Source organism: Rhodanobacter sp. AS-Z3 (genome assembly GCF_029224025.1).
GTDB lineage: Bacteria > Pseudomonadota > Gammaproteobacteria > Xanthomonadales > Rhodanobacteraceae > Rhodanobacter.
The window spans coordinates 1,403,965-1,423,600 of record NZ_CP119392.1; the positions used below are offsets into that span (position 1 = coordinate 1,403,965).

General features: G+C 62.9%; 21 protein-coding genes and 1 riboswitch. Of the genes, 18 read left to right on the top strand and 3 right to left on the bottom strand.

Annotated features, from left to right (window positions below):
• Nucleotides 1–206 precede the first annotated feature (206 nt).
• Nucleotides 207–605: a hypothetical protein gene (locus PY254_RS05930; protein WP_281014552.1), complete on the top strand. Its 399-nt coding sequence runs from the start codon at nucleotides 207–209 to the stop codon at nucleotides 603–605.
• A gap of 83 nt (nucleotides 606–688) precedes the next feature.
• Here PY254_RS05930 and PY254_RS05935 read toward each other — a convergent pair whose 3' ends face one another.
• Entirely contained in the window at nucleotides 689–1,441 is a 753-nt protein-coding gene (locus PY254_RS05935) for a hypothetical protein (protein WP_281014553.1), read from the bottom strand.
• A gap of 202 nt (nucleotides 1,442–1,643) precedes the next feature.
• On the opposite strand from PY254_RS05935, the gene PY254_RS05940 reads away from it, so the two are divergent.
• Nucleotides 1,644–1,877 (top strand): hypothetical protein, encoded by a 234-nt coding sequence (locus tag PY254_RS05940; protein WP_281015168.1) that lies wholly within the window; start codon nucleotides 1,644–1,646, stop codon nucleotides 1,875–1,877.
• Nucleotides 1,878–1,912: 35 nt separating this feature from the next.
• On the opposite strand, the gene pyrF is transcribed toward PY254_RS05940, so the two are convergent.
• Both pyrF and ettA read right to left on the bottom strand, forming a co-directional pair.
• Nucleotides 1,913–2,731: an orotidine-5'-phosphate decarboxylase gene (gene pyrF, locus PY254_RS05945; protein ID WP_281014554.1), complete on the bottom strand. Its 819-nt coding sequence runs from the start codon at nucleotides 2,729–2,731 to the stop codon at nucleotides 1,913–1,915.
• 103 nt (nucleotides 2,732–2,834) lie between these two features.
• Complete coding sequence (ettA, locus tag PY254_RS05950) at nucleotides 2,835–4,502, bottom strand: energy-dependent translational throttle protein EttA (protein WP_281014555.1); 1,668 nt, start codon at nucleotides 4,500–4,502, stop codon at nucleotides 2,835–2,837.
• Nucleotides 4,503–4,727: 225 nt separating this feature from the next.
• Here ettA and glyA point away from each other — a divergent pair, with 225 nt between their 5' ends.
• From glyA to PY254_RS06030, 16 genes are all read left to right on the top strand, one after another.
• Complete coding sequence (gene glyA / locus PY254_RS05955; protein WP_281014556.1) at nucleotides 4,728–5,981, top strand: serine hydroxymethyltransferase; 1,254 nt, start codon at nucleotides 4,728–4,730, stop codon at nucleotides 5,979–5,981.
• An 82-nt stretch (nucleotides 5,982–6,063) separates the two neighbouring features.
• Nucleotides 6,064–6,576: a transcriptional regulator NrdR gene (gene nrdR / locus PY254_RS05960; protein WP_281014558.1), complete on the top strand. Its 513-nt coding sequence runs from the start codon at nucleotides 6,064–6,066 to the stop codon at nucleotides 6,574–6,576.
• 177 nt (nucleotides 6,577–6,753) lie between these two features.
• Nucleotides 6,754–7,815: a bifunctional diaminohydroxyphosphoribosylaminopyrimidine deaminase/5-amino-6-(5-phosphoribosylamino)uracil reductase RibD gene (gene ribD / locus PY254_RS05965; RefSeq protein ID WP_281015169.1), complete on the top strand. Its 1,062-nt coding sequence runs from the start codon at nucleotides 6,754–6,756 to the stop codon at nucleotides 7,813–7,815.
• A 123-nt stretch (nucleotides 7,816–7,938) separates the two neighbouring features.
• Nucleotides 7,939–8,119, top strand: a riboswitch (FMN riboswitch).
• Nucleotides 8,120–8,249: 130 nt separating this feature from the next.
• A complete protein-coding gene (locus tag PY254_RS05970) occupies nucleotides 8,250–8,891 on the top strand; it encodes a riboflavin synthase (RefSeq protein WP_281014559.1) in 642 nt (213 codons plus the stop codon).
• A 59-nt stretch (nucleotides 8,892–8,950) separates the two neighbouring features.
• Nucleotides 8,951–10,042: a bifunctional 3,4-dihydroxy-2-butanone-4-phosphate synthase/GTP cyclohydrolase II gene (gene ribBA, locus PY254_RS05975; RefSeq protein WP_281014560.1), complete on the top strand. Its 1,092-nt coding sequence runs from the start codon at nucleotides 8,951–8,953 to the stop codon at nucleotides 10,040–10,042.
• 184 nt (nucleotides 10,043–10,226) lie between these two features.
• Complete coding sequence (ldcA, locus tag PY254_RS05980; protein ID WP_281014561.1) at nucleotides 10,227–11,150, top strand: muramoyltetrapeptide carboxypeptidase; 924 nt, start codon at nucleotides 10,227–10,229, stop codon at nucleotides 11,148–11,150.
• Nucleotides 11,151–11,257: 107 nt separating this feature from the next.
• A complete protein-coding gene (ribE, locus tag PY254_RS05985; RefSeq protein ID WP_281014562.1) occupies nucleotides 11,258–11,722 on the top strand; it encodes a 6,7-dimethyl-8-ribityllumazine synthase in 465 nt (154 codons plus the stop codon).
• Nucleotides 11,719–12,171 carry a transcription antitermination factor NusB gene (nusB, locus tag PY254_RS05990; protein WP_281014563.1) on the top strand — a complete coding sequence of 151 codons (453 nt, stop codon included), beginning with the start codon at nucleotides 11,719–11,721 and terminating at the stop codon, nucleotides 12,169–12,171. The genes ribE and nusB overlap by 4 nt, the downstream gene beginning before the upstream one ends.
• Before the next feature lie 21 nt (nucleotides 12,172–12,192).
• On the top strand, nucleotides 12,193–13,161 hold the full coding sequence (gene thiL, locus PY254_RS05995) for a thiamine-phosphate kinase (protein ID WP_281014564.1): 969 nt from the start codon (nucleotides 12,193–12,195) through the stop codon (nucleotides 13,159–13,161).
• The gene (locus PY254_RS06000; protein WP_281014565.1) at nucleotides 13,158–13,682 is read left to right on the top strand and encodes a phosphatidylglycerophosphatase A family protein; all 525 of its coding nucleotides are present in this window, start codon (nucleotides 13,158–13,160) and stop codon (nucleotides 13,680–13,682) included. Before thiL ends, PY254_RS06000 begins: the two co-directional genes overlap by 4 nt.
• 129 nt (nucleotides 13,683–13,811) lie before the next feature.
• A complete protein-coding gene (locus PY254_RS06005) occupies nucleotides 13,812–14,786 on the top strand; it encodes a potassium channel beta subunit family protein (RefSeq protein WP_281014566.1) in 975 nt (324 codons plus the stop codon).
• A 90-nt stretch (nucleotides 14,787–14,876) separates the two neighbouring features.
• Nucleotides 14,877–15,080: a hemin uptake protein HemP gene (locus PY254_RS06010; protein WP_281014567.1), complete on the top strand. Its 204-nt coding sequence runs from the start codon at nucleotides 14,877–14,879 to the stop codon at nucleotides 15,078–15,080.
• Between the two features lie 100 nt (nucleotides 15,081–15,180).
• Nucleotides 15,181–15,762, top strand: coding sequence for a hypothetical protein (locus PY254_RS06015; protein ID WP_281014568.1), 582 nt, complete (start codon nucleotides 15,181–15,183; stop codon nucleotides 15,760–15,762).
• A gap of 185 nt (nucleotides 15,763–15,947) precedes the next feature.
• A complete protein-coding gene (locus PY254_RS06020; protein ID WP_281014569.1) occupies nucleotides 15,948–17,219 on the top strand; it encodes an efflux RND transporter periplasmic adaptor subunit in 1,272 nt (423 codons plus the stop codon).
• A 177-nt stretch (nucleotides 17,220–17,396) separates the two neighbouring features.
• Nucleotides 17,397–18,116, top strand: coding sequence for an ABC transporter ATP-binding protein (locus PY254_RS06025; protein ID WP_281014570.1), 720 nt, complete (start codon nucleotides 17,397–17,399; stop codon nucleotides 18,114–18,116).
• 122 nt (nucleotides 18,117–18,238) lie between these two features.
• Nucleotides 18,239–19,564 carry an ABC transporter permease gene (locus tag PY254_RS06030; RefSeq protein ID WP_281014571.1) on the top strand — a complete coding sequence of 442 codons (1,326 nt, stop codon included), beginning with the start codon at nucleotides 18,239–18,241 and terminating at the stop codon, nucleotides 19,562–19,564.
• Nucleotides 19,565–19,636: the final 72 nt, after the last annotated feature.

Sequence of the window (19,636 nt, forward strand, 5' to 3'; positions counted from 1 at the left end):
GTCGGCGGACTGGCGCTGGCGGGTGTAGCCAGCGGCGATCACTCAAGTCAGCCGGCGCGTGGACGATATCTTGACTAAGTCACGTGGAAACTAACGGGCGTGATCGGCTTGGCACTGCACACCCCGTGCTGATGCGCAGTGACTGCATGGATGACCCCCTGGTTGCCAAAGCAGTGCCCAACAACACGGTGAACGCGGGTTTCCGAATGAACAGTGAGGTTTGGAACATTGCCAATATGACCCATGCTCGCAAGCCACCATTGCGTCACCAGGTCAACTGGGACGATCCCGATCTGAAGTCGCTGCTCGACAAGACAGACGGTTGGGGCCTGGATAACCGGGGTGTGTTTGACCCGGTGGAATGCGAGTTGCATGTGGGCTGGGGCGCCGGTGCAGCCAGGTCGGCCACGTTGGTGTACGAAGCCAACGGCGTACTGGTGATCGAGGCCGATTTCATCATTCCCGTATCAGAACATGTGCGTATCGACTACATGCAGGCCGGTGCTTTGCGGTCCAGCTGGGGGACGGTGGCGGAAGCGCGCGCCGGGAAACGCGTGGAAGATCACGCCAATGGCATCCATGTGTATTGGGTGCACTTGCGCTGATTTTGTCCACCAGCGGAACGCACTGACATGTTCTCCCATGATTGAATGCATCGGCCGTCCTTGGCCGACCTTTCAGTTGGTGCTCAGTGTTTGTCAGCTGTCTGCGCGGCCTGCTCTTTCTCCGCGGCGGCTTTGGCCGAGTCGGCGTCGTCGAACTGCCAGGCGGGCTTGCTCTTGCTGTCGACGTCCAGTTTCGCGCGGGTGAGGCCGTCGGTGCCGTTGATCTGGACGTGAACGCTGTTGGCGTCGGTACCTAGTTCAATGCCAGCATCCCGTGCCTTGGGATCACCATAGTTGATGTACATGCCGGCGAAATTCTCCTTGTCATCGACCATCAGGCCGATAGCCTCGTACGGAGGGGTGGCACGATCGAGCGCGATCCCGACGCGCCCCTGGCCCATGAAAGCCATGCCGCCACGCTCGCTACCCTTCGTGTCGTACAGCGTCATGCCGTAATTGTCGCCATCGCCCCTGCGCTTGTAAGTCTTGCCGTCGATGTGCAGTGCGGGAAGTTGCCCGAGCGCGAGGCGATCAGCACCGGTCTTGCCGAGAAAAATGATGCCGTCCGAAGCATCGTCCTTGCGCGTGCGCTCCTTGCTCGCCGGAGCCGGCGCACCGATCAGGATGCGATCGTGTCCCTGGGCGTCGGTGATCACCAGGCCCTGCGCGCGCAGGATCGAGTCGGACTTGGCGGGGGCGTCCGGTTTGCGCAACAACGACATCGCGGCCAGCGCAATCACCGCCAGCAGCGCGATGATTACCAGTACGCGCAAACGGCTTACTTCACGTTGCAGGCGGTTCCAGTCTTCCATGCGAACGTCGGTCTGATCAGACATGCGTTTTCCTTGTGGGTGAGGGAGTCTGCACGGTCGTTGGACTATATGGCGCGGCCGACCATCGGGCAGACCTCGAGATTACCGCGATCACAAACGCCTTGTCGCATGCGGAAACATTGATCGAACTTGCGATGGCGTAGAGTGGGTGCGGGGCGGAATTCCGCTTGGGAGAAGTTTGGTGAAAAAAGAAGATGAGACACACATGCAGATCGTCTCCGCTGATATCAGTTCGGAATCGCTCAGCGGCATGGTGATTTTTCGGCCGCACTGCGTGTCACGTACGGGCCGTAATGTCGCCGAAGCGGGCAAGAGCGGCAACTGGTATGCGCTGCGTCCAGCCGAGGTGCGCAGCTTTGCACGCGCGCTGCTGGATGCCGCCGATGCACTCGATTTGAAAACCAAGATGCAGCACGCGGCTAAGTCCGCGGTGGTGTGATCGATGCACCGGCGACGTGCCGGCGCATGCTTCATTCAGCCGTGCCGATGACGGTTGACGGTGTCGCGCAATGCGCTGGCGGCAGCACGTGCGGCCAGTGCAAAATCTTCGCCGTTGCCGGCGTAGAGGATCGCTCTCGATGAACTGATCAGCAAGCCACTGTGGGCCTTGGTGCGGCCGTGTTTCAGCACGGCTGCCACGTCGCCACCCTGGGCGCCGATGCCTGGAACGAGCAGCGGCATATCGCCGACCACGGAACGTACTTTGCCCAGTTCTTCCGGCCACGTTGCGCCGGTGACCAATGCACAATTGCCGTGGGCATTCCAGTCGCGGGCGATGGTTTCGGCCACCCGCAGATATAGCGGCGCCCCACCGCAATCCAGTGCCTGGAAATCGGCGCCCCCCGGGTTGGAGGTGCGGCAGAGCAGGATCACGCCCTTGTCGGCATGATCGAGAAACGGCTGGATCGAGTCGCGCCCGAGATAAGGGTTCAACGTCACCCCGTCGGCGCGATAGCGCTCGAACGCTTCACTGGCGTAGTGCTGTGCCGTGCTGCCGATGTCACCGCGCTTGGCGTCAAGAATCACCGGCACGCCGGGATGCTTTTCGTGGATATGTGCGATCAGCCGTTCGAGAGTTTCTTCCGCGCGCAAAGCGGCGAAGTGCGCAATCTGCGGCTTGAAGGCGCAAACCAGATCAGCGGTGGCGTCAACGATGGCGGCGCAGAACGCGAACACCGCATCCGGCGCGTCGCGCAGATGCACAGGAAATTTTGCCGGCTCCGGATCAAGCCCGACGCAGACCAGTGAGTCGTGGTCTTTCCAGGCTTGTTGCAGCGACTGCATGAAGTGCATCGACGTTTCCCGATCAGAAGTGAGTGCAGACAAGCGAGGAGTGAGAGAAGGCTCAATCGCGTGCCCTCTCGTTGTTCACTCCGCCACCCTCGTTTCTGCCAAATCAGGCCAGCTTCTTGTACTTCACCCGGTGCGGACGCGCGCCTTCGTCGCCGAGGCGACGCTTCTTGTCGGCTTCGTACTCGTTGTAGTTGCCGGGGAAGAACTCGACGTGCGAATCGCCTTCGAACGCGATGATGTGGGTGGCAATGCGGTCAAGGAACCAGCGGTCATGGGAGATCACGATGGCCGAGCCGGGGAATTCGAGCAGCGCATCTTCCAGCGCACGCAGGGTTTCCACGTCCAGATCGTTGGACGGCTCATCGAGCAACAGCACGTTGCCGCCCTGCAGCAGGGTCTTGGCCATGTGCAGGCGACCGCGTTCACCACCGGACAGGCTGCCGACGATCTTCTGCTGGTCGGTGCCCTTGAAGTTGAAGCGGCCGATATAGGCGCGCGACTGAATCTCGAAGCTGCCGATGGTGAGGATGTCCGAACCGCCGGAAACCTCCTGCCACACGTTGTTCTTCGGGTCGAGCGCGTCACGGGACTGGTCGACATAGGCCAGCTTGGTGGTGAGGCCCATTTTCACTTCACCGGAGTCCGGCGTTTCCTTGCCCATGATCATCTTCATCATGGTGGATTTGCCGGCGCCGTTCGGGCCGATCACGCCGATGATTGCGCCCGGCGGCACCTTGAACGACAGATCCTCGATCAGCACGCGGTCGCCGAACGACTTGGTGACGTTCTTGAACTCGATCACTTCCTGGCCCAGACGCTCGCCCGGCGGAATGAAGATCTCGTTGGTTTCATTGCGACGCTGATAGTCGACCGAGTTCAGCTCCTCGAAGCGTGCCAGACGGGCCTTGCCCTTGGACTGGCGACCCTTGGCGGCCGAGCGCACCCACTCCAGTTCCTTCGCGATGGCCTTCTGGCGCGACTTCTCGGAGCTGGCTTCCTGTTTCAGGCGGGCGTCCTTCTGTTCTAGCCATTCGGTGTAGTTGCCCTTCCACGGAATGCCGCGGCCGCGGTCCAGTTCGAGAATCCACTCGGCCGCGTTGTCGAGGAAGTAGCGATCATGGGTGACCGCCACCACGGTGCCGGCGTAGTCATGCAGGAACTTCTCCAGCCAGTCCACCGACTCGGCGTCGAGATGGTTGGTCGGTTCGTCGAGCAGCAGCATGTCCGGCTTGGACAGCAGCAGGCGGCACAGCGCCACGCGGCGCTTCTCGCCACCGGACAGCGGCCCGATGATCGCGTCCCACGCCGGCAGGCGCAGCGCATCGGCGGCCACTTCCAGCTGGCGCTCCAGCGCATGGGCATCGTTCGCGGCCAGCAGGTTTTCCAGCTTTTCCTGTTCCTTCGCCAGCTTGTCGAAATCCGCACCGTCTTCGGCGTAAGCGGCGTAGACCTCTTCCAGCCGCTTCTGTGCATCGAGGATGACCGCGACGCCTTCCTCGACCACTTCACGCACGGTCTTGGCCGGGTCCAGGTCAGGTTCCTGCGCCAGGTAGCCGATCTTGGTGCCGGGCTGCGCGCGCGCTTCGCCCTGGAAGTCGGTATCCACGCCGGCCATGATCCGCAGCACGGTGGACTTGCCCGCGCCGTTGACACCGAGCAGGCCGATCTTGGCGCCAGGGAAGAAGCTGAGCGAGATGTCCTTGATGATCTGCCGCTTGGGCGGGACCATCTTGCTGACACCGTTCATGGTGAAGATGTATTGCGAGCTCATGCAACCTCCGAAAGCGTGCGCCGCGGCGCCGGCAAGCCGGCTGCGGAAAGGGAATTCGTCAAACCGCGCATTATAAGACAGCAGGGGTCAGGCAGGAGGGGTCAGAGTGCCTTTTCGCGTTGCGAAAACGCACTCTGACCCCGATCCAGGCTTGCGGCTGGCTGCAAACGCGCGTCAGCGCTACACTTTCCGGCTAAACCCACTCCCCATCTGCCGAGGCCAGTAATGTTTCCGAAGAACTGCACGATCGCCGGTTATGACGATGAACTGGCCAAGGCCATCGCGGATGAGGGTCAGCGCCAGGAAGATCACGTCGAACTGATCGCCTCGGAAAACTACGCCAGCCCGCGGGTGATGGAAGCGCAGGGCTCCAAGCTCACCAACAAGTACGCCGAGGGTTATCCCGGCAAGCGTTACTACGGTGGCTGCGAATACGTGGACGTCGCCGAGAAGCTGGCGATCGAGCGGCTGAAGCAGTTGTTTGATTGCGACTACGCCAACGTGCAGCCGCATTCCGGTTCGCAGGCCAACCAAGCCGTGTACCTCGCCCTGCTGCAGCCGGGCGACACCATCCTGGGCATGAGCCTCGCCCATGGCGGCCATCTCACCCACGGCGCCAAGGTCAATGTCTCCGGCAAGCTGTTCCACGCCGTGCAGTACGGCGTCGACGAGAACGGCCTGATCGACTATGACGAAGTGCAGCGCCTGGCGACCGAGCACCAGCCGAAAATGCTGGTCGGCGGCTTCAGTGCCTACTCGCAGGTGGTCGACTGGGCGCGCATGCGCAAGATCGCCGATTCGGTCGGTGCGATCTTCTTCGTCGACATGGCGCACGTCGCCGGTCTGGTCGCCGCCGGCGTCTACCCGAGTCCGCTGCCGCATGCCCACGTCGTCACCTCGACCACGCACAAGACGCTGCGCGGTCCGCGCGGCGGCATCATCGTGGCCAAGGGTGCGGGCGAAGAGATCGAGAAAAAGCTGCAGTCGATCGTGTTCCCCGGCATCCAGGGCGGCCCGCTGATGCACGTGATTGCGGCCAAGGCAGTGGCGTTCAAGGAAGCACTGGAGCCGGAATTCAAGACCTACCAGGCGCAAGTGGTGAAGAACGCCAAGGCGATGGCCAAGGTGTTCATCGAGCGCGGCTACAAGATCGTTTCCGGCGGTACCGAGAACCACCTGATGCTGGTCGACATGATCGGCAAGGAAGTCACTGGCAAGGCCGCCGAGGAAGCGCTCGGCAAGGCGCACATCACGGTCAACAAGAACGCCGTTCCGAATGACCCGCGCAAGCCCTTCGTCACCTCCGGCCTGCGTGTGGGCACGCCGGCGGTGACCACCCGTGGTTACGGCGAGGCCGACGTGGTCGAGCTGGCCAACTGGATGTGCGACGTGCTGGACGCGCCGGAAGACGACGCCGTGATTGCCCGCGTGCGTGAGGCGGTGACCGCGCAGTGCCGCAAGTATCCGGTTTACGGCTGAGATGGGAACGAGTGAAGAGGAGTGAGAAATGAGTAACGGTAAAGTCCCTCGGTACTCACTCCTTCCCACTCGTTTCTGACCCATGCATTGCCCCTTCTGCCAGCACGAAGACACCCGCGTGATCGACTCCCGGCTGACCGAGGACGGCAGCAGCGTGCGGCGTCGGCGCGAGTGTCCGCAGTGCGGCGAGCGCTTCAACACCTATGAGACCGCCGAGCTGAAGCTGCCGGCGATCGTGAAGAGCGGCGAGCGGCGCGAGACCTTCGACGAACGTAAATTGCGGGTGAGTTTCGAACGTGCGCTGCAGAAGCGCCCGGTGTCCAGCAACGACGTCGATGCCGCCGTGCGGACGATCATTAACGATCTGCGTCGCAGTGGTGATCGTGAGGTGCCGTCGCGGCAGCTCGGCGAGTTGGTCATGCGCGAGTTGAAGAATCTCGACCAAGTTGCCTACGTGCGTTTTGCTTCGGTGTATCGCAAATTCGAGGACGTGCAAGCGTTTCGCGAGGAAATCGAGAGGCTGGAGCGCGACCTGCCCGGGCTCGCCGATTTGCAATTGCCCTTGCTCGGCGGCGGCAAGCGAGAAGGCAAATAACACAGCATCCGCAGGACGCTTCAGTTTTCCCTTAAGAGCGTACCCTCTCCACAAGTGACTTCCTTCGGTCGTGCACGAAAAGCGTGTGATATCACGACATTCTTCGCGTACAGAGTGCGCTCCTACCAAAGGTGTGACATCGTGACCGACTCTTTTTCGGCTGTTGATCACGCCCACATGGCGCGGGCACTGCAGTTGGCGGAACGCGGCCTGTTCACGACGCAGCCGAATCCGCGCGTCGGCTGCGTGATCGCGCATGGCGATGAAGTAGTCGGCACGGGTTTTCACCAGCGCGCCGGCGAACCGCATGCCGAAGTGTTTGCGTTGCGGGAAGCCGGCGTGCGTGCGCGCGGCGCCACGGCTCATGTGACGCTGGAACCGTGTGCCCACCACGGACGCACGCCGCCATGCGCCGATGCGCTGATCACTGCCGGTGTGCAGCGCGTGGTGATCGCCAGCGAGGACCCGTTCCCTCAGGTCAACGGTCGCGGCATCGACAAGCTGCGCGCGGCCGGCATCACCGTCGAGACGGGGTTGCTGCGCGAGGCGGCACGCGAATTGAATATCGGCTTCTTCAGTCGGATCGAACGCGGCCGTCCGTTCGTGCGGGTGAAGTTGGCGATGAGTCTGGATGGGCGCACTGCGCTGGCCAATGGCGAATCAAAATGGATCACCGGCGAAGCGGCGCGTGCTGACGTGCAACGCTGGCGCGCGCGCAGTTCGGCAATCCTCAGCAGCAGCGGCACCGTGCTGGCCGATAATCCTCGGCTCACCGTTCGGCTGCCCGAGGACGAAGCGTTCAATCAATCACTGCGCGTAATTCTCGATCGCCAGTTGCGCACGCCCTCGCACAGTCATGTGCTGGATGGTTCAATGCCGACCCTGCTGCTGCACGGCGCCGCACCAGGCTGTGCGGATGACCGTTTTGCGCGGGTGGAGCGGATGGTCGTGGCGACACGGAACGAGATGCTCGATTTGCACGCCGTGCTCGGTCTGCTGGCCGGCCGTGGCTGCAACGAAGTGCATGTCGAGGCTGGCCCGACCTTGTGCGGCGCACTGTTTGCGGCCGGCTTGGCCGATGAGTTGCTGTTGTATGTGGCGCCGCTATTGCTGGGCGATAGCGCCAGACCGTTGCTGCAATTGCCCACGCTGGCCGACATGGCGCAACGCTGGCAGCTCAGTGTGAAGGATCAGCGTCAGTTGGGGGCGGACTGGCGGCTGCGCCTGCGTCCTGCCTGATTTGTACAGGCTGGCCACGTTGTGAAGGGTGCGCGCTGGCGAACAGTGCATTCCGCCCGATCGTGCGGTGCGCCGCCATCGCAGTGTTAGAATCTCTCGTCGGCTTCGGTCGGCAACCATGCACAGCGTCTTCAGGGCGGGGCGAAATTCCCCACCGGCGGTAGGTTGAAAGGCTCGCGCCCGACAACAAGCCCGCGAGCGCTTCCGGTGATGCCGGAAGGTCAGCAGATCCGGTCAGATTCCGGAGCCGACGGTTGGAAGCGGGCAACCGTTTCCTCACAGTCCGGATAAAGAGAAGACGGCACGGCGCAAGGCCTGGCGGCCGTGCGTCTGGCCTCATGCCTTGAGGCGTACTCGCTCACACCATGCGGGATACGTTTCATGAAAGTCCATGCACCCAAGCGGTTCATCACCCTCCTGCCGGAGTCGTGCTGATGTTTACCGGCATCATCCAGACCGTGGGCCGCATTGCGCGCCTCGAACCGCGTGGCGGTGATGTGCGCCTGCATGTCGATACGGTCGAACTTGACCTGTCCGACGTGCAGCTTGGCGATTCGATTGCCGTCTCCGGCGTCTGCCTCACCGCAATCACGCTGGAGGCGCGCGGATTCAGTGCGGACGTATCGAACGAAACCCTGTCGCTGACGTCGCTTGGAAAGCTGAAGGCGGGCGATCCGGTGAATCTCGAGAAAGCGTTGCGATTGGCGGATCGACTGGGTGGCCATCTGGTGTCTGGCCATGTCGATGGCCTGGGCAAAGTGGCATCGATCACTGCCGATGGCCGTTCGCAGCGTTGGACCTTCGAAGTACCGGCGGCGATCTCGCGCTACATCGCCGCGAAAGGCTCGGTCTGCATCGATGGCACCAGCCTCACGGTGAACGAGGTCAACGGACACCACTTCGGTGTCAACCTGATCCCGCATACGGTCGAGCACACCGCGTTCCATGCGCGTCGCGTCGGCGATGCGGTCAACATCGAGGTGGATGTGATCGCACGTTATGTCGAGCGGCTGCTGTCCAGCGGTGAAGCGCCGCGCTTGGACGAAAAATTTCTGAAGCAACACGGCTTCGCCTGATACTCGTCTCCTTCTCCCCGCGGGGGAGAAGGGAAAACCTTCCATCCGGATTCTTGCCCATGCCCTTCAACACCATCCCCGAAATCCTCGAAGACATCCGTGCTGGTCGCATGGTGGTGATCCTCGATGACGAAGACCGCGAGAACGAAGGTGACCTGATCATGGCCGCGCAGATGGTGCGGCCGGAGGACATCAACTTCATGGTGCGCGAGGCACGCGGCCTGGTCTGCGTCACGCTGACCGAGCAACGCACGCGCCAGCTTGGCCTGAAGCCGATGGTCAGCGACAACACCTCGTCGTACCACACCAACTTCACCGTCTCGATCGAGGCTGCCGAAGGCGTTACCACCGGCATTTCGGCGCACGACCGTGCACGCACCATCCAGGTGGCGGTGAAGGGCGATGCGAAGCCGCAGGATCTGGCACAGCCCGGCCACATCTTCCCGCTCACGGCGCAACCGGGCGGCGTGTTGACGCGCGCGGGTCACACCGAGGCTGGCTGCGATCTGGCTGCACTGGCCGGGCTGGAGCCTTCCGCGGTATTGATCGAAATTCTGCAGGAAGACGGCTCGATGGCGCGTCGCCCGGAGCTGGAAGTCTTTGCGGCCAAACACGGACTGAAGATTGGCTCGATTGCCGACCTGATTCGCTACCGTCTGGAAACCGAGAAGACCGTGCAGCGCGTGCATGATGAAGTGGTGGATACGGAGTTCGGCAGCTTTCGCCTGATCGCCTATCGCGACGTGATTCGCCGCGGCCTGCACTACGCGATGGTACGTGGCACCGTTGATGACGGCACGCCGGTGCTGTCCCGCGTGCATGTGCGGAACACCTTGTCCGACGTGCTGCACCTCAAGCGCGACGATCTGGGGCTGACCGTCACCTCGGCGTTGCGCCGCATTGCCGATGAGGATCGCGGTGTGTTGCTGGTGCTGTCCGGCGAAGACACTCCCGAAGCGTTGCTGGCTCGCCTGCAGGGCCAGCCCAGCATTCAGCCAGCGGAAGATGCGCAGCAGCAGGAGTGGCGTCAGCTGGGACTGGGCGCGCAGATCATGGCCGACCTCGGCGTGCGCCAGCTGCGCGTGCTGGGCACGCCGCGCAAGCTGGTCGGTCTGGCGGGTTTCGATCTCGAAGTGGTCGAGTACGTTTGAGGCGAAAAGTGAGTGTGGAGGAGTGAGAAACGAGAGGGGCTGCGCGCGGTCCCGCGTGTAATCTATCTACAAATCGAGTTGGTTCCGGCTGGTCGTGAGGTCAGCGGACGGGCCGGGAAAATCCATTCCGTCTGCATTCTTGCCACGTACACTCTTTTCTCACTCGTCTGAACTCATTTCTCCCATGACCCGTATCCGCCTGATTGCCCCTTCCGGTTATCCGCACGATCGTGCGGCGATGACGCGTGGCGTTGAACGCCTGCAGGCGGCTGGCTGCAGCGTGAGCGGACTGGACGTGCTCGATCGCACCGAGCAACGCTACGCCGGCAGCGATGCCGAACGTGCGGCCGACCTCAATGCGCTGGCGACACGTGAGGTCCTGCCGGATATCGCGCTGGCCATCCGCGGTGGCTACGGTGCGACGCGCTTGCTGGAGGCGCTGAACTACGACGCGCTGCGCGAGCGTCTGACTGGCAGCAACACCTTGCTGGTCGGCTACAGCGATTTCACCGCGGTGCAGCTGGCGCTGCATGCGCGCAGCGGCCTGTACACGTTCAGTGGGCCCATGCTGGGCCACGACTTCGGTGCGGCGACACTCAGTGACTTCACCTGGCAGCATTTCTGGGGCACCGTGCGCGCGCCGTCGAATGAAGTCACATGGAACACGACGGCGGACACCGAGCTGGATGTCGAAGGCCCGCTGTGGGGTGGCAATCTGGCGGTGCTGTGCAGCCTGATCGGTACGCCGTATTTCCCGAACATCGACGGCGGCATCCTGTTCGTCGAGGACGTTGGCGAGCGGCCGTTCCGGATCGAACGCCTGCTGTACCAGTTGCATTTGTCCGGCGTACTCGGGCGTCAGCGTGCGCTGCTGCTGGGTGACTTCAGTCAGTGCCGCGCGGCGGATTACGATAACGGCTATGGCCTGGCCGAAAGCTTCAACCAGATTCGCCGGGCCAGCGGCCTGCCATTGGTCGATGGCTTGCCGAACGGGCACGAGCCGGACAAGTTCACCCTGCCGTTTGGTGCGCCGGCCCGCTTGCGGGTGTCCGCCGGCAAGGCTCGGCTGGCTTTCAGCGGCTATCCGCACTTGCCGCCGAGCTGCTGAGCGACCTGCTGGCCGGGCACGGCTGCAAACGCGGCAAGCAGGAGTGCCGGCAAACCCGTAAAATGGCCGGTCTGCATGGGCCATGCGTCCAATCAAGGAATTCTGCAATGAAGATCATCGAAGGCGATTTCGCCACGCCCAAGGGCCGTTTCGCCATCGTCGCCGGCCGATTCAACGGCTTCGTCGTGGAGCAGCTGGTGGCCGGAGCGCGCGACGTGCTGGTGCGGCACGGCGTGAAGGATGACGCGATCGACCTGATCCGTGTGCCGGGCGCCTGGGAAATCGCGCTGGCCGCGCACAAGCTGGCCAACTCCGGCAAGTACGCGGCGGTGATCGCGTTGGGCGCGGTGATCCGTGGTTCCACCCCGCACTTCGATTTTGTTGCTGGCGAATGCGCCAAGGGCCTGGCCCAGGCAGCCTACAGCTCTGGCGTGCCGGTCGCGTTCGGCGTGCTGACCACCGACAGCATCGAACAGGCAATCGAACGCTCGGGTACCAAGGCCGGCAACAAGGGTGCCGATGCCGCGATCGCCGCGCTGGAAATGGTCAACCTCTACGGGAACCTCGGATGAGCCAGCGCGCGCAGGGCATCGATATGCAGGCACGTTCGCGTGCCCGTCGCCGCGCGCTGCAGGCGCTGTACGCGTGGCAAATCAGCGGCAGCCACATGAATGCGGTGATCGACCAGTTCCGCCACGAGCAGGACATGGAAATTGCCGACCTCGAATACTTCGAGGATCTGCTGCATGGCGTGGAGAAAAACGTCGATGCACTCGACGAGGCGCTGCGTCCGCACATCGACCGCGAAGTGGCCCAGGTTGATCCGATCGAACGCGCCGCCCTGCGGCTGGCTGCCTACGAATTGAAATTCCGCCCCGACGTGCCGTACCGCGTGGTGATCAACGAAGCGATTGAGGTTACCAAGCGCTTCGGTGCCGACCATGGCCACAGCTACGTCAACGGCGTGCTGGACAAGTTGGCCAGCGAGCTGCGCGTGACCGAGAAGAAGCACGATCGCTGAGCGGCGTACGGAGTTCGGCCGATGGAATTCCGACTGATCGAACGTCTTCGCGAACTCACCGCGCAGCAGCGCGATGACGTGGCGCTGAGCATCGGTGATGATGCCGCGCTGCTGGTGCCGCCGGTTGGTCAGCATCTGGCGATAGCGCTCGACACCCTGGTTGAAGGCGTGCACTTTCCGCATGGCACTGCTGCCGCCGACATCGGCTGGAAGGCGCTGGCGGTGAATCTGTCCGACCTTGCCGCGATGGGCGCCAGCCCGGCCTGGGCGCTGCTCGGGCTGACCTTGCCGAACGCCGACGCCGACTTTGTCGAAGGCTTTGCCGAAGGCTTCAGCAAACTGGCCAGACCGCATCGACTGGCCCTGGTCGGCGGCGACACCACGCGCGGCCCGTTGGCGATCAGCGTCACCGTGCATGGCTTCGTGCCGCCGGGCCAGGCGCTTGTTCGCAGCGGTGCCCGGATCGGTGATGCGGTGCTGGTGACCGGTACGCTGGGCGATGCGGCGGCGGGTCTGCAGGCCTTGCAGCAGCCACTGGCTGATGACGACAGTCGCGCCAACCTGCGTGCCTTCCTGATCGAACGATTGAACCGACCCATGCCGCGGTTGTCCGCTGGCGTGGCGTTGCGTGGAAAGGCCAGCGCCTGCGTCGATGTTTCCGACGGTCTGCTCGCCGACCTCGGACATATCTGCGCGGACAGCGGCGTTGCCGCGGAAATCGATGCTGCGCTGCTGCCGCGCTCTTCGGCGCTGATGGCGTTGTACGACGAAGCCAGTGCATTGCAATTCGCGCTGAGTGGCGGTGACGATTACGAACTTTGCTTTACCGTACCCGCGCAGCGCGTGGCCGATGTTCAGGCCGACCTGTCGCGGTTGGGTTGTGGGGTCACCCGGATCGGCCGCATCGTCGAAGGCGACGGCGTACGGGTGCGCGCTGTGGATGGCGAATGGATGACTACGAATCACGCCGGTTGGGAGCATTTCGCGTGAGTGCCAAGAAGACTCTGACAAGTGAGCAACGCCGCGCGCTGCTGGCCACGCCTGCAGGCTGGCTGGCGGCCGGCTTCGGCTCGGGTCTGGCACCGGTGGCGCAGGGAACCTTCGGTTCGCTGGCGGCTTTCCTGCCGTGGTTGTTATTGCGTGAACTGCCGCTGTGGGCTTACTTGGGCGTGCTGGTTGCGGGTTTCGCGCTCGGCGTATGGGCCTGCAATGTCGCCGGCCGTGCGCTGCGCGTCGACGATCACCGCAGCCTGGTCTGGGACGAATTCATTGGCCAATGGATCGCGCTGATCCCGTTGCTGGTCCCTGCAGTGTTGCCGGGTGGCCAGATGCATTGGTGGATGCTGGTGCCCGGCTTCGTGCTGTTCCGCCTTTTCGATGTCTGGAAGCCATGGCCGATCCGCTGGCTGGATCGCCGCGTGAAAGGCGGCTTCGGCGTGATGATCGACGACGTGATCGCCGGTGTGTTTGCCGCGCTCGTGCTCGGGCTCGGACTGCAACTGCTGCGCTGAGCCTCCGCGGGATCCCGAGGTGCTGATGCATTACTCACATGCGAAGCGCAACAATGCACGCTGATCGATTTGTCGTGGCCGGCATGCAGCGTTGCCAGCCCGTGTTTTCCGAACTTGAGGAATCTGCCCATGCAATACCGCCGTCTCGGTACTTCCGGCCTGCAACTGTCCGCGCTGTCGTTCGGCGCCTGGGTCACCTTTGGCAAGCAGGTGGGTCGCGGCGCGGCACGCGACATGCTGGCGCTGGCGCACGAACGCGGGGTGAATTTCTTCGATAACGCGGAGGTCTACAACAAGGGTGTGGCCGAGCAGGTGATGGGCGACGTGTTGGCTGATCTGCGCTTTCCCCGCGACAGCTATTGCGTCTCCAGCAAGGTGTTCTTCGGCGCGGTCGACAACCCGCTGCCGACCCAGCGCGGGCTGTCGCGCAAGCACGTGATGGAAGCCTGCCATCAGGCACTGCAGCGTTTGCGGATGGACTATCTCGACCTGTACTTCTGCCATCGCCCCGATCCGGATACGCCTATCGTCGAGACGGTGGCGGCGATGGATACGCTGATTCGGCAGGGCAAGGTGCTGTATTGGGGCACCAGCGAATGGCCGGCTGAAGCCATTCACGAGGCGCATCGGGTGGCGCGCGAAAATCATTTCTACGCGCCGGTGATGGAGCAGCCGCAGTACAACTTGTTGCATCGCGAGCGGCTGGAAGTGGAATACGCGCCGTTGTACGAAGCGTATGGCATGGGCACCACGATCTGGTCGCCGCTGGCCTCGGGTCTGCTCAGCGGCAAGTACAACGACGGCATTCCGGCGGACTCGCGGCTGGCGCAAGCGGACTACAGCTGGTTGCGCGAGGACGTGCTCGGCAAGGGCGATGAGCGACTGGGCAAGGTGCGCGCATTGCAGCCGGTGGCTGATGAGCTGGGCTGCAGTCTGGCGCAGTTGTCGATCGCCTGGTGCCTGCTCAATCCGCATGTTTCCACGGTGATGCTCGGTGCCAGCCGGCTTGAGCAACTGGAACAAAACCTGGCGGCGCTGGAGGTGTTGCCTCAGCTGGACGCAACGGTGGCGCAGCGCATCAGGTCGATCGTCGAAGCTGGCTGAACCGCGGGTTGTGTGGGCGGACGGTGGTGGTTGACAGGCAAATGAGAATCATTATCATCGAAGCCATCACCCTCGGCCCGTGGAGCAGCCATGCCCGTCTTGTCACTCAACTCGCCCACATCGTTGTCTCCGCGCCCGCATGCGGTCTCGTTGCAGCTTGCCGTTTCGGTGCCCACACGGCGGGTTTCCAGCCACACGCTGCTGGAAGGTGAGCGTGAACTGGTGATCCAGCACCAGGGCAGCGAGTACCACTTGCGGCTTACCCGCAATGACAAATTGATTCTCACCAAATAGTCGGTCGTCACGCACGTTCCGCTGCGCGACTCACCCTTGTTGCCTCAGCCAGTGTGCTCCTCCGCGAGCGCCAGCCGGGCCTTCCCGCCTGAGGTATTCGATGTTCATTTCCCTAGTCCACCGACTGCAGGATCTGCAGCGCAGCAAGCCGGGCTCGACCATCAGCTGTCGCCGTCTGCAAACCGCGCCGATGGGCTTGATCGAGCGCTTGCCGGAACTCGGCAAGGTGCTTTATGTGCCGATGTGTCCCCGTGGTGCAACGACGAGCGCGCTGCCGCGCGGCCTGCTGGTCGACATGATGCAACTGGCGCCCTTGCTGCAGACGCGCACGCTTGTCGCGGCCAGCACGATTACGGTGGAAGGACCGCGCGAGTGGATCGATTGCCTGGATCGCGAAGGCCGCCGTTGTGCGCGACTGCATTTGTTGCCGGATACCGACTACCTCGCGTGGGATCGCCTGCTTGAGCAAGGCCGTCCGATGCACGGCGACGGACTTTCGCGCGGGCTGCGACAGCCGCTCCCGGCCTGCGCCAGGCTGCTGCGTTTTCATACCCGTCGGCTCGCTGGGCTCACCGTGCTCGGCGCCGAAGTATGCGGGCCGGTTTCCTCGCTGGGCCGCCAGCTTGCCGGCCAGATCGCGCGTAGCGAAGCGGTGCCGCTACAGATGGCGAGCGGTGACTGATCGCGGCGGACGGCTACCTGTCCGGCTGTTCGTCCGGCTGTCCGTGCACTGTCCGCGGACACAGCATGCTGCATGCCGCGCTGCGTAACTGATTGATATGACGCGACTGATTGCGTTCCTGACGGTGGCACACGGATTGCAAAGATCCTTGTGCAACCGCGCTTTACGCGGACAGGAACGGCACGATGATTCGCGACACCTCTGCGCAGGACAAACTGGTTCAGGTCCAACCCAACCGCAAACGCCGGATGATCCTGATCGGTGCCGGCGTGCTGATGTTGGCCTTGCTGGCGTGGCTTGCGCCGGGTATTGGCCGGTTGTTCTCGGCGTCTGCCTCGGTGAGCAGTTCGCGGCTGGCATTTGCCACGGTTGAGCGTGGCCCGTTCGTTCGTGACATTGCCGCCGAAGGCAAGGTCGTTGCCGCGGTCAGTCCGACTTTGTACGCCACTTCTGGCGGCGCGGTCACACTGAAGGTGCACGCGGGCGACACGGTAAAGATCGGCCAGGTGATGGCCACCATTGTGAGCCCGGAGCTGACCAACAAACTGGCGCAGGAGCAGAGCAACGCCGACGCGATGCAAGTGGAATACCTGCGTGCGCAGATCGAGGCGCGCAAACAACGTTCGGCGCTGCAGGAAGCCTACGACAACGCCGGCATCGATCAGACCACGGCCGAGCGCAACCTTGACCGCTACCAGAAGGCGTTCGACAAGGGCGCGGTGTCCAGCATGGACGTGGACAAGGCGAAGGATTCGCTGGACAAGGCGAAGATCGCCACCACGCACGCCAAGGCCAATCTCGGTCTGGACAACGACAGCCTCAACTTCGACATCCAGTCCAAGAAGCTGGCGCACGAACGTCAGTTGCTGATGGTGAAAGACCTGCAGCGGCAGGTTGACGATCTCAATGTGAAGTCGCCGGTGGACGGGCAGGTCGGCCAGCTGTTCATCGCCGAGCGTGCCACCGTGGCGAAGGACGCCCAGTTGTTGAGCGTGATCGACTTGTCTGCGCTGCAGGTGGAAATGCAGGTGCCGGAAAGTTTTGCGCGCGATCTGGGCATTGGCATGTCCGGTGAGATCAGTGGCAACGGCCATACCTGGAAGGGTCTGGTCAGCGCGATCTCGCCCGAAGTCGTCAACGGCCAGGTTGCCGCGCGCTTGCGCTTCGACGGCGAAACACCGAAGCAGTTGCGCCAGAACCAGCGCCTGTCGGTACGCGTGCTGCTGGACAAGCGCGACAACGTGCTGACCGTGCAGCGCGGCTCCTTCGTCGACGAATCCGGCGGCAGCTATGCGTACCTGGTGCGCGACGGCATCGCCAAGAAAACCCCGATCCGTGTCGGCGCTTCCAGCATCGACAAGGTGGAGATTCTTGAAGGCCTGAAGGAAGGCGACAAGATCGTGATCTCCGGCACTGACAGCTTCAAGGGTGCGGCGACCGTCGCGATCAGCAACTGATGAAAGCAGGGAACAGGGAACGAGGAACGTGCAGATACCGGAGTCCGAGAACTTGTGGCTCGAGCCCGGTGAAGGGCGCAATGCCCGAGTGACCGAAAGCTTGATGTTCCCCATTCCCCATTCCCCGTTCCCCATTCCCGCTCCAAGCGCCACCACTACCACCACCGAGGAACAACCATGCTGAAGATGACCCACCTGTCGAAGGTCTACCGCACTGAAGTGGTGGAAACCTATGCGCTGCGTGATTTCAACATCGACGTGAAAGAGGGTGAGTTCGTTGCCGTCACCGGTCCGTCCGGCTCGGGCAAGACCACCTTTTTGACCATTGCCGGCCTGCTGGAAACCTTCACCGGTGGCGAGTATCACCTCGACGGCATCGAGGTGAGCAACCTCAACGACAACGCGCGCTCAAAGATCCGCAACGAGAAGATCGGCTTCATCTTTCAGGCGTTCAACCTGATTCCCGATCTCAATGTGTTCGACAACATCGAAGTGCCGCTGCGCTATCGCGGCATGAAGAGTGCCGAGCGCAAAAAACGCATCATGGATTCGCTGGAGCGCGTGGGTTTGGCCTCGCGCGCCAAGCACTATCCGGCCGAACTGTCCGGTGGTCAGCAACAGCGGGTGGCAATCGCCCGTGCACTGGCTGGCAGCCCGCGCCTGCTGCTAGCCGATGAACCGACCGGCAACCTGGACACCCAGATGGCGCGCGGCGTGCTGGAGTTGCTCGAAGAAATTCATCGTGACGGCGCCACCATCGTGATGGTCACCCATGACCCCGAACTGGCCGCGCGTGCGCAGCGCAACGTGCACATCATCGACGGCCAGGTGGTTGAGCTTTCCGAAGACCCGCGCTTCCACACGCACGCCGACATGGCCGCGCAATCTCATACCTGATCGTCGGTAGGAGCCCGCTCGCGGGCGCTGCTTTTGCTGATTCGTTCGACCGTGGTCAAGCCAGGAGCATCGCCCCCAAGCGCACTCCTACGGGTACGTCGTGATTGCTGAAGGATAGACAGATGTTTTCCTACTACCTCGAGTTGGCCGTCCGCAGCCTCCGCCGCAGTCCCGGTCTCACCGCGTTGATGGTACTGGCGATCGGCTTCGGCGTGGCCGCGTCGATGACCACCTGGTCGGTGTTCCGCGCGGTATCGGGTGATCCGATTCCGTGGAAATCCTCGCAGCTGTTCGTGCCGCAGATCGATATGTGGGGCCCCAAGGGTCATGCGCCCAACAGCACCGACACCGAGCCACCGGATGCGCTGGACTACATCGACGCGATGGCGATGATGCGTGCCCATCGTGGCAAGCTGCAGTCGGCGATGTACCAGATATCGCCCTCCGTGGTGCCTTTCGATGCCAGCAAGCATCCGATCAATGTCAGCGGACACGCGGTCTTCAGCGAGTTCTTCCCGATGCTCGACACGCCGTTCCTGTATGGCGGCGGCTGGAGCGCTACCGACGACAGTCAGCGCGCCGCTGTGGCGGTGATCAGCAGCAAACTCAACGAGAAGCTGTTCGCCGGCGCCAACAGCGTGGGTCGCACGTTGAGTATCGACGGCAAGGACTATCGCGTGGTGGGTGTGCTGAATCACTGGAATCCGCAGCCACGCTTCTACGACGTGGTCAACAGCGGCGGCTTTTCCACCGGTGCAGAAGACGTCTTCGTGCCCTTCGAACGTGCCATTGCGATGGGCATGCCGAACGATGGCAACACCAATTGCTCCGAGACACCGGCGCAATCCGGCTTCGTCGGCATGCAGCAATCCAGTTGCATCTGGATTGCCTACATGGTGCAACTCGATGACGCGGCGGCGGTTACGGCGTACCGCAGCTGGCTGGACGGCTACGCGAAAGAGCAGCAGCAGGCCGGCCGTTTCAGCTGGCCGCCGAACAACCGGCTGCGTGACGTGCCGGCGTTCCTTGATCACGAGCAGGTTGTGCCCAGTGACACCAAGGTCTCGTTGCTGGTGGCGTTGGGACTGCTGATTGTCTGCCTGGTCAACACGGCAGGATTGTTGCTGGCGAAGTTCCTTCGTCGCAGCACCGAGATCGGCGTGCGTCGCGCGCTGGGTGCGCCACGCCGGGCGATCTACGCGCAGTTTCTCACCGAGGCCGGGATGATCGGTCTGGCCGGCGGCGTGCTCGGACTGCTGCTGACTGGCGTCGGCGTCGCCAGCGTCAGCTGGGTATTGCCGCGGGACATCGCCTCGTTGGCAAAGCTGGATTTCTCGCTGCTCGGCCTGACCCTGCTGATTGCCGTGTTGGCGACCATGCTGGCCGGTCTGTATCCCACCTTCCGAGCCTCACGCGTGCAACCCGCGTGGCAGCTGAAGTCGAATTAGTGCGCTGTCCCTGCGCAAGAAAGCGGCCATTCATGGCCGCACTCCTCGGAAACGCCGGTTTCAATGGGCCAT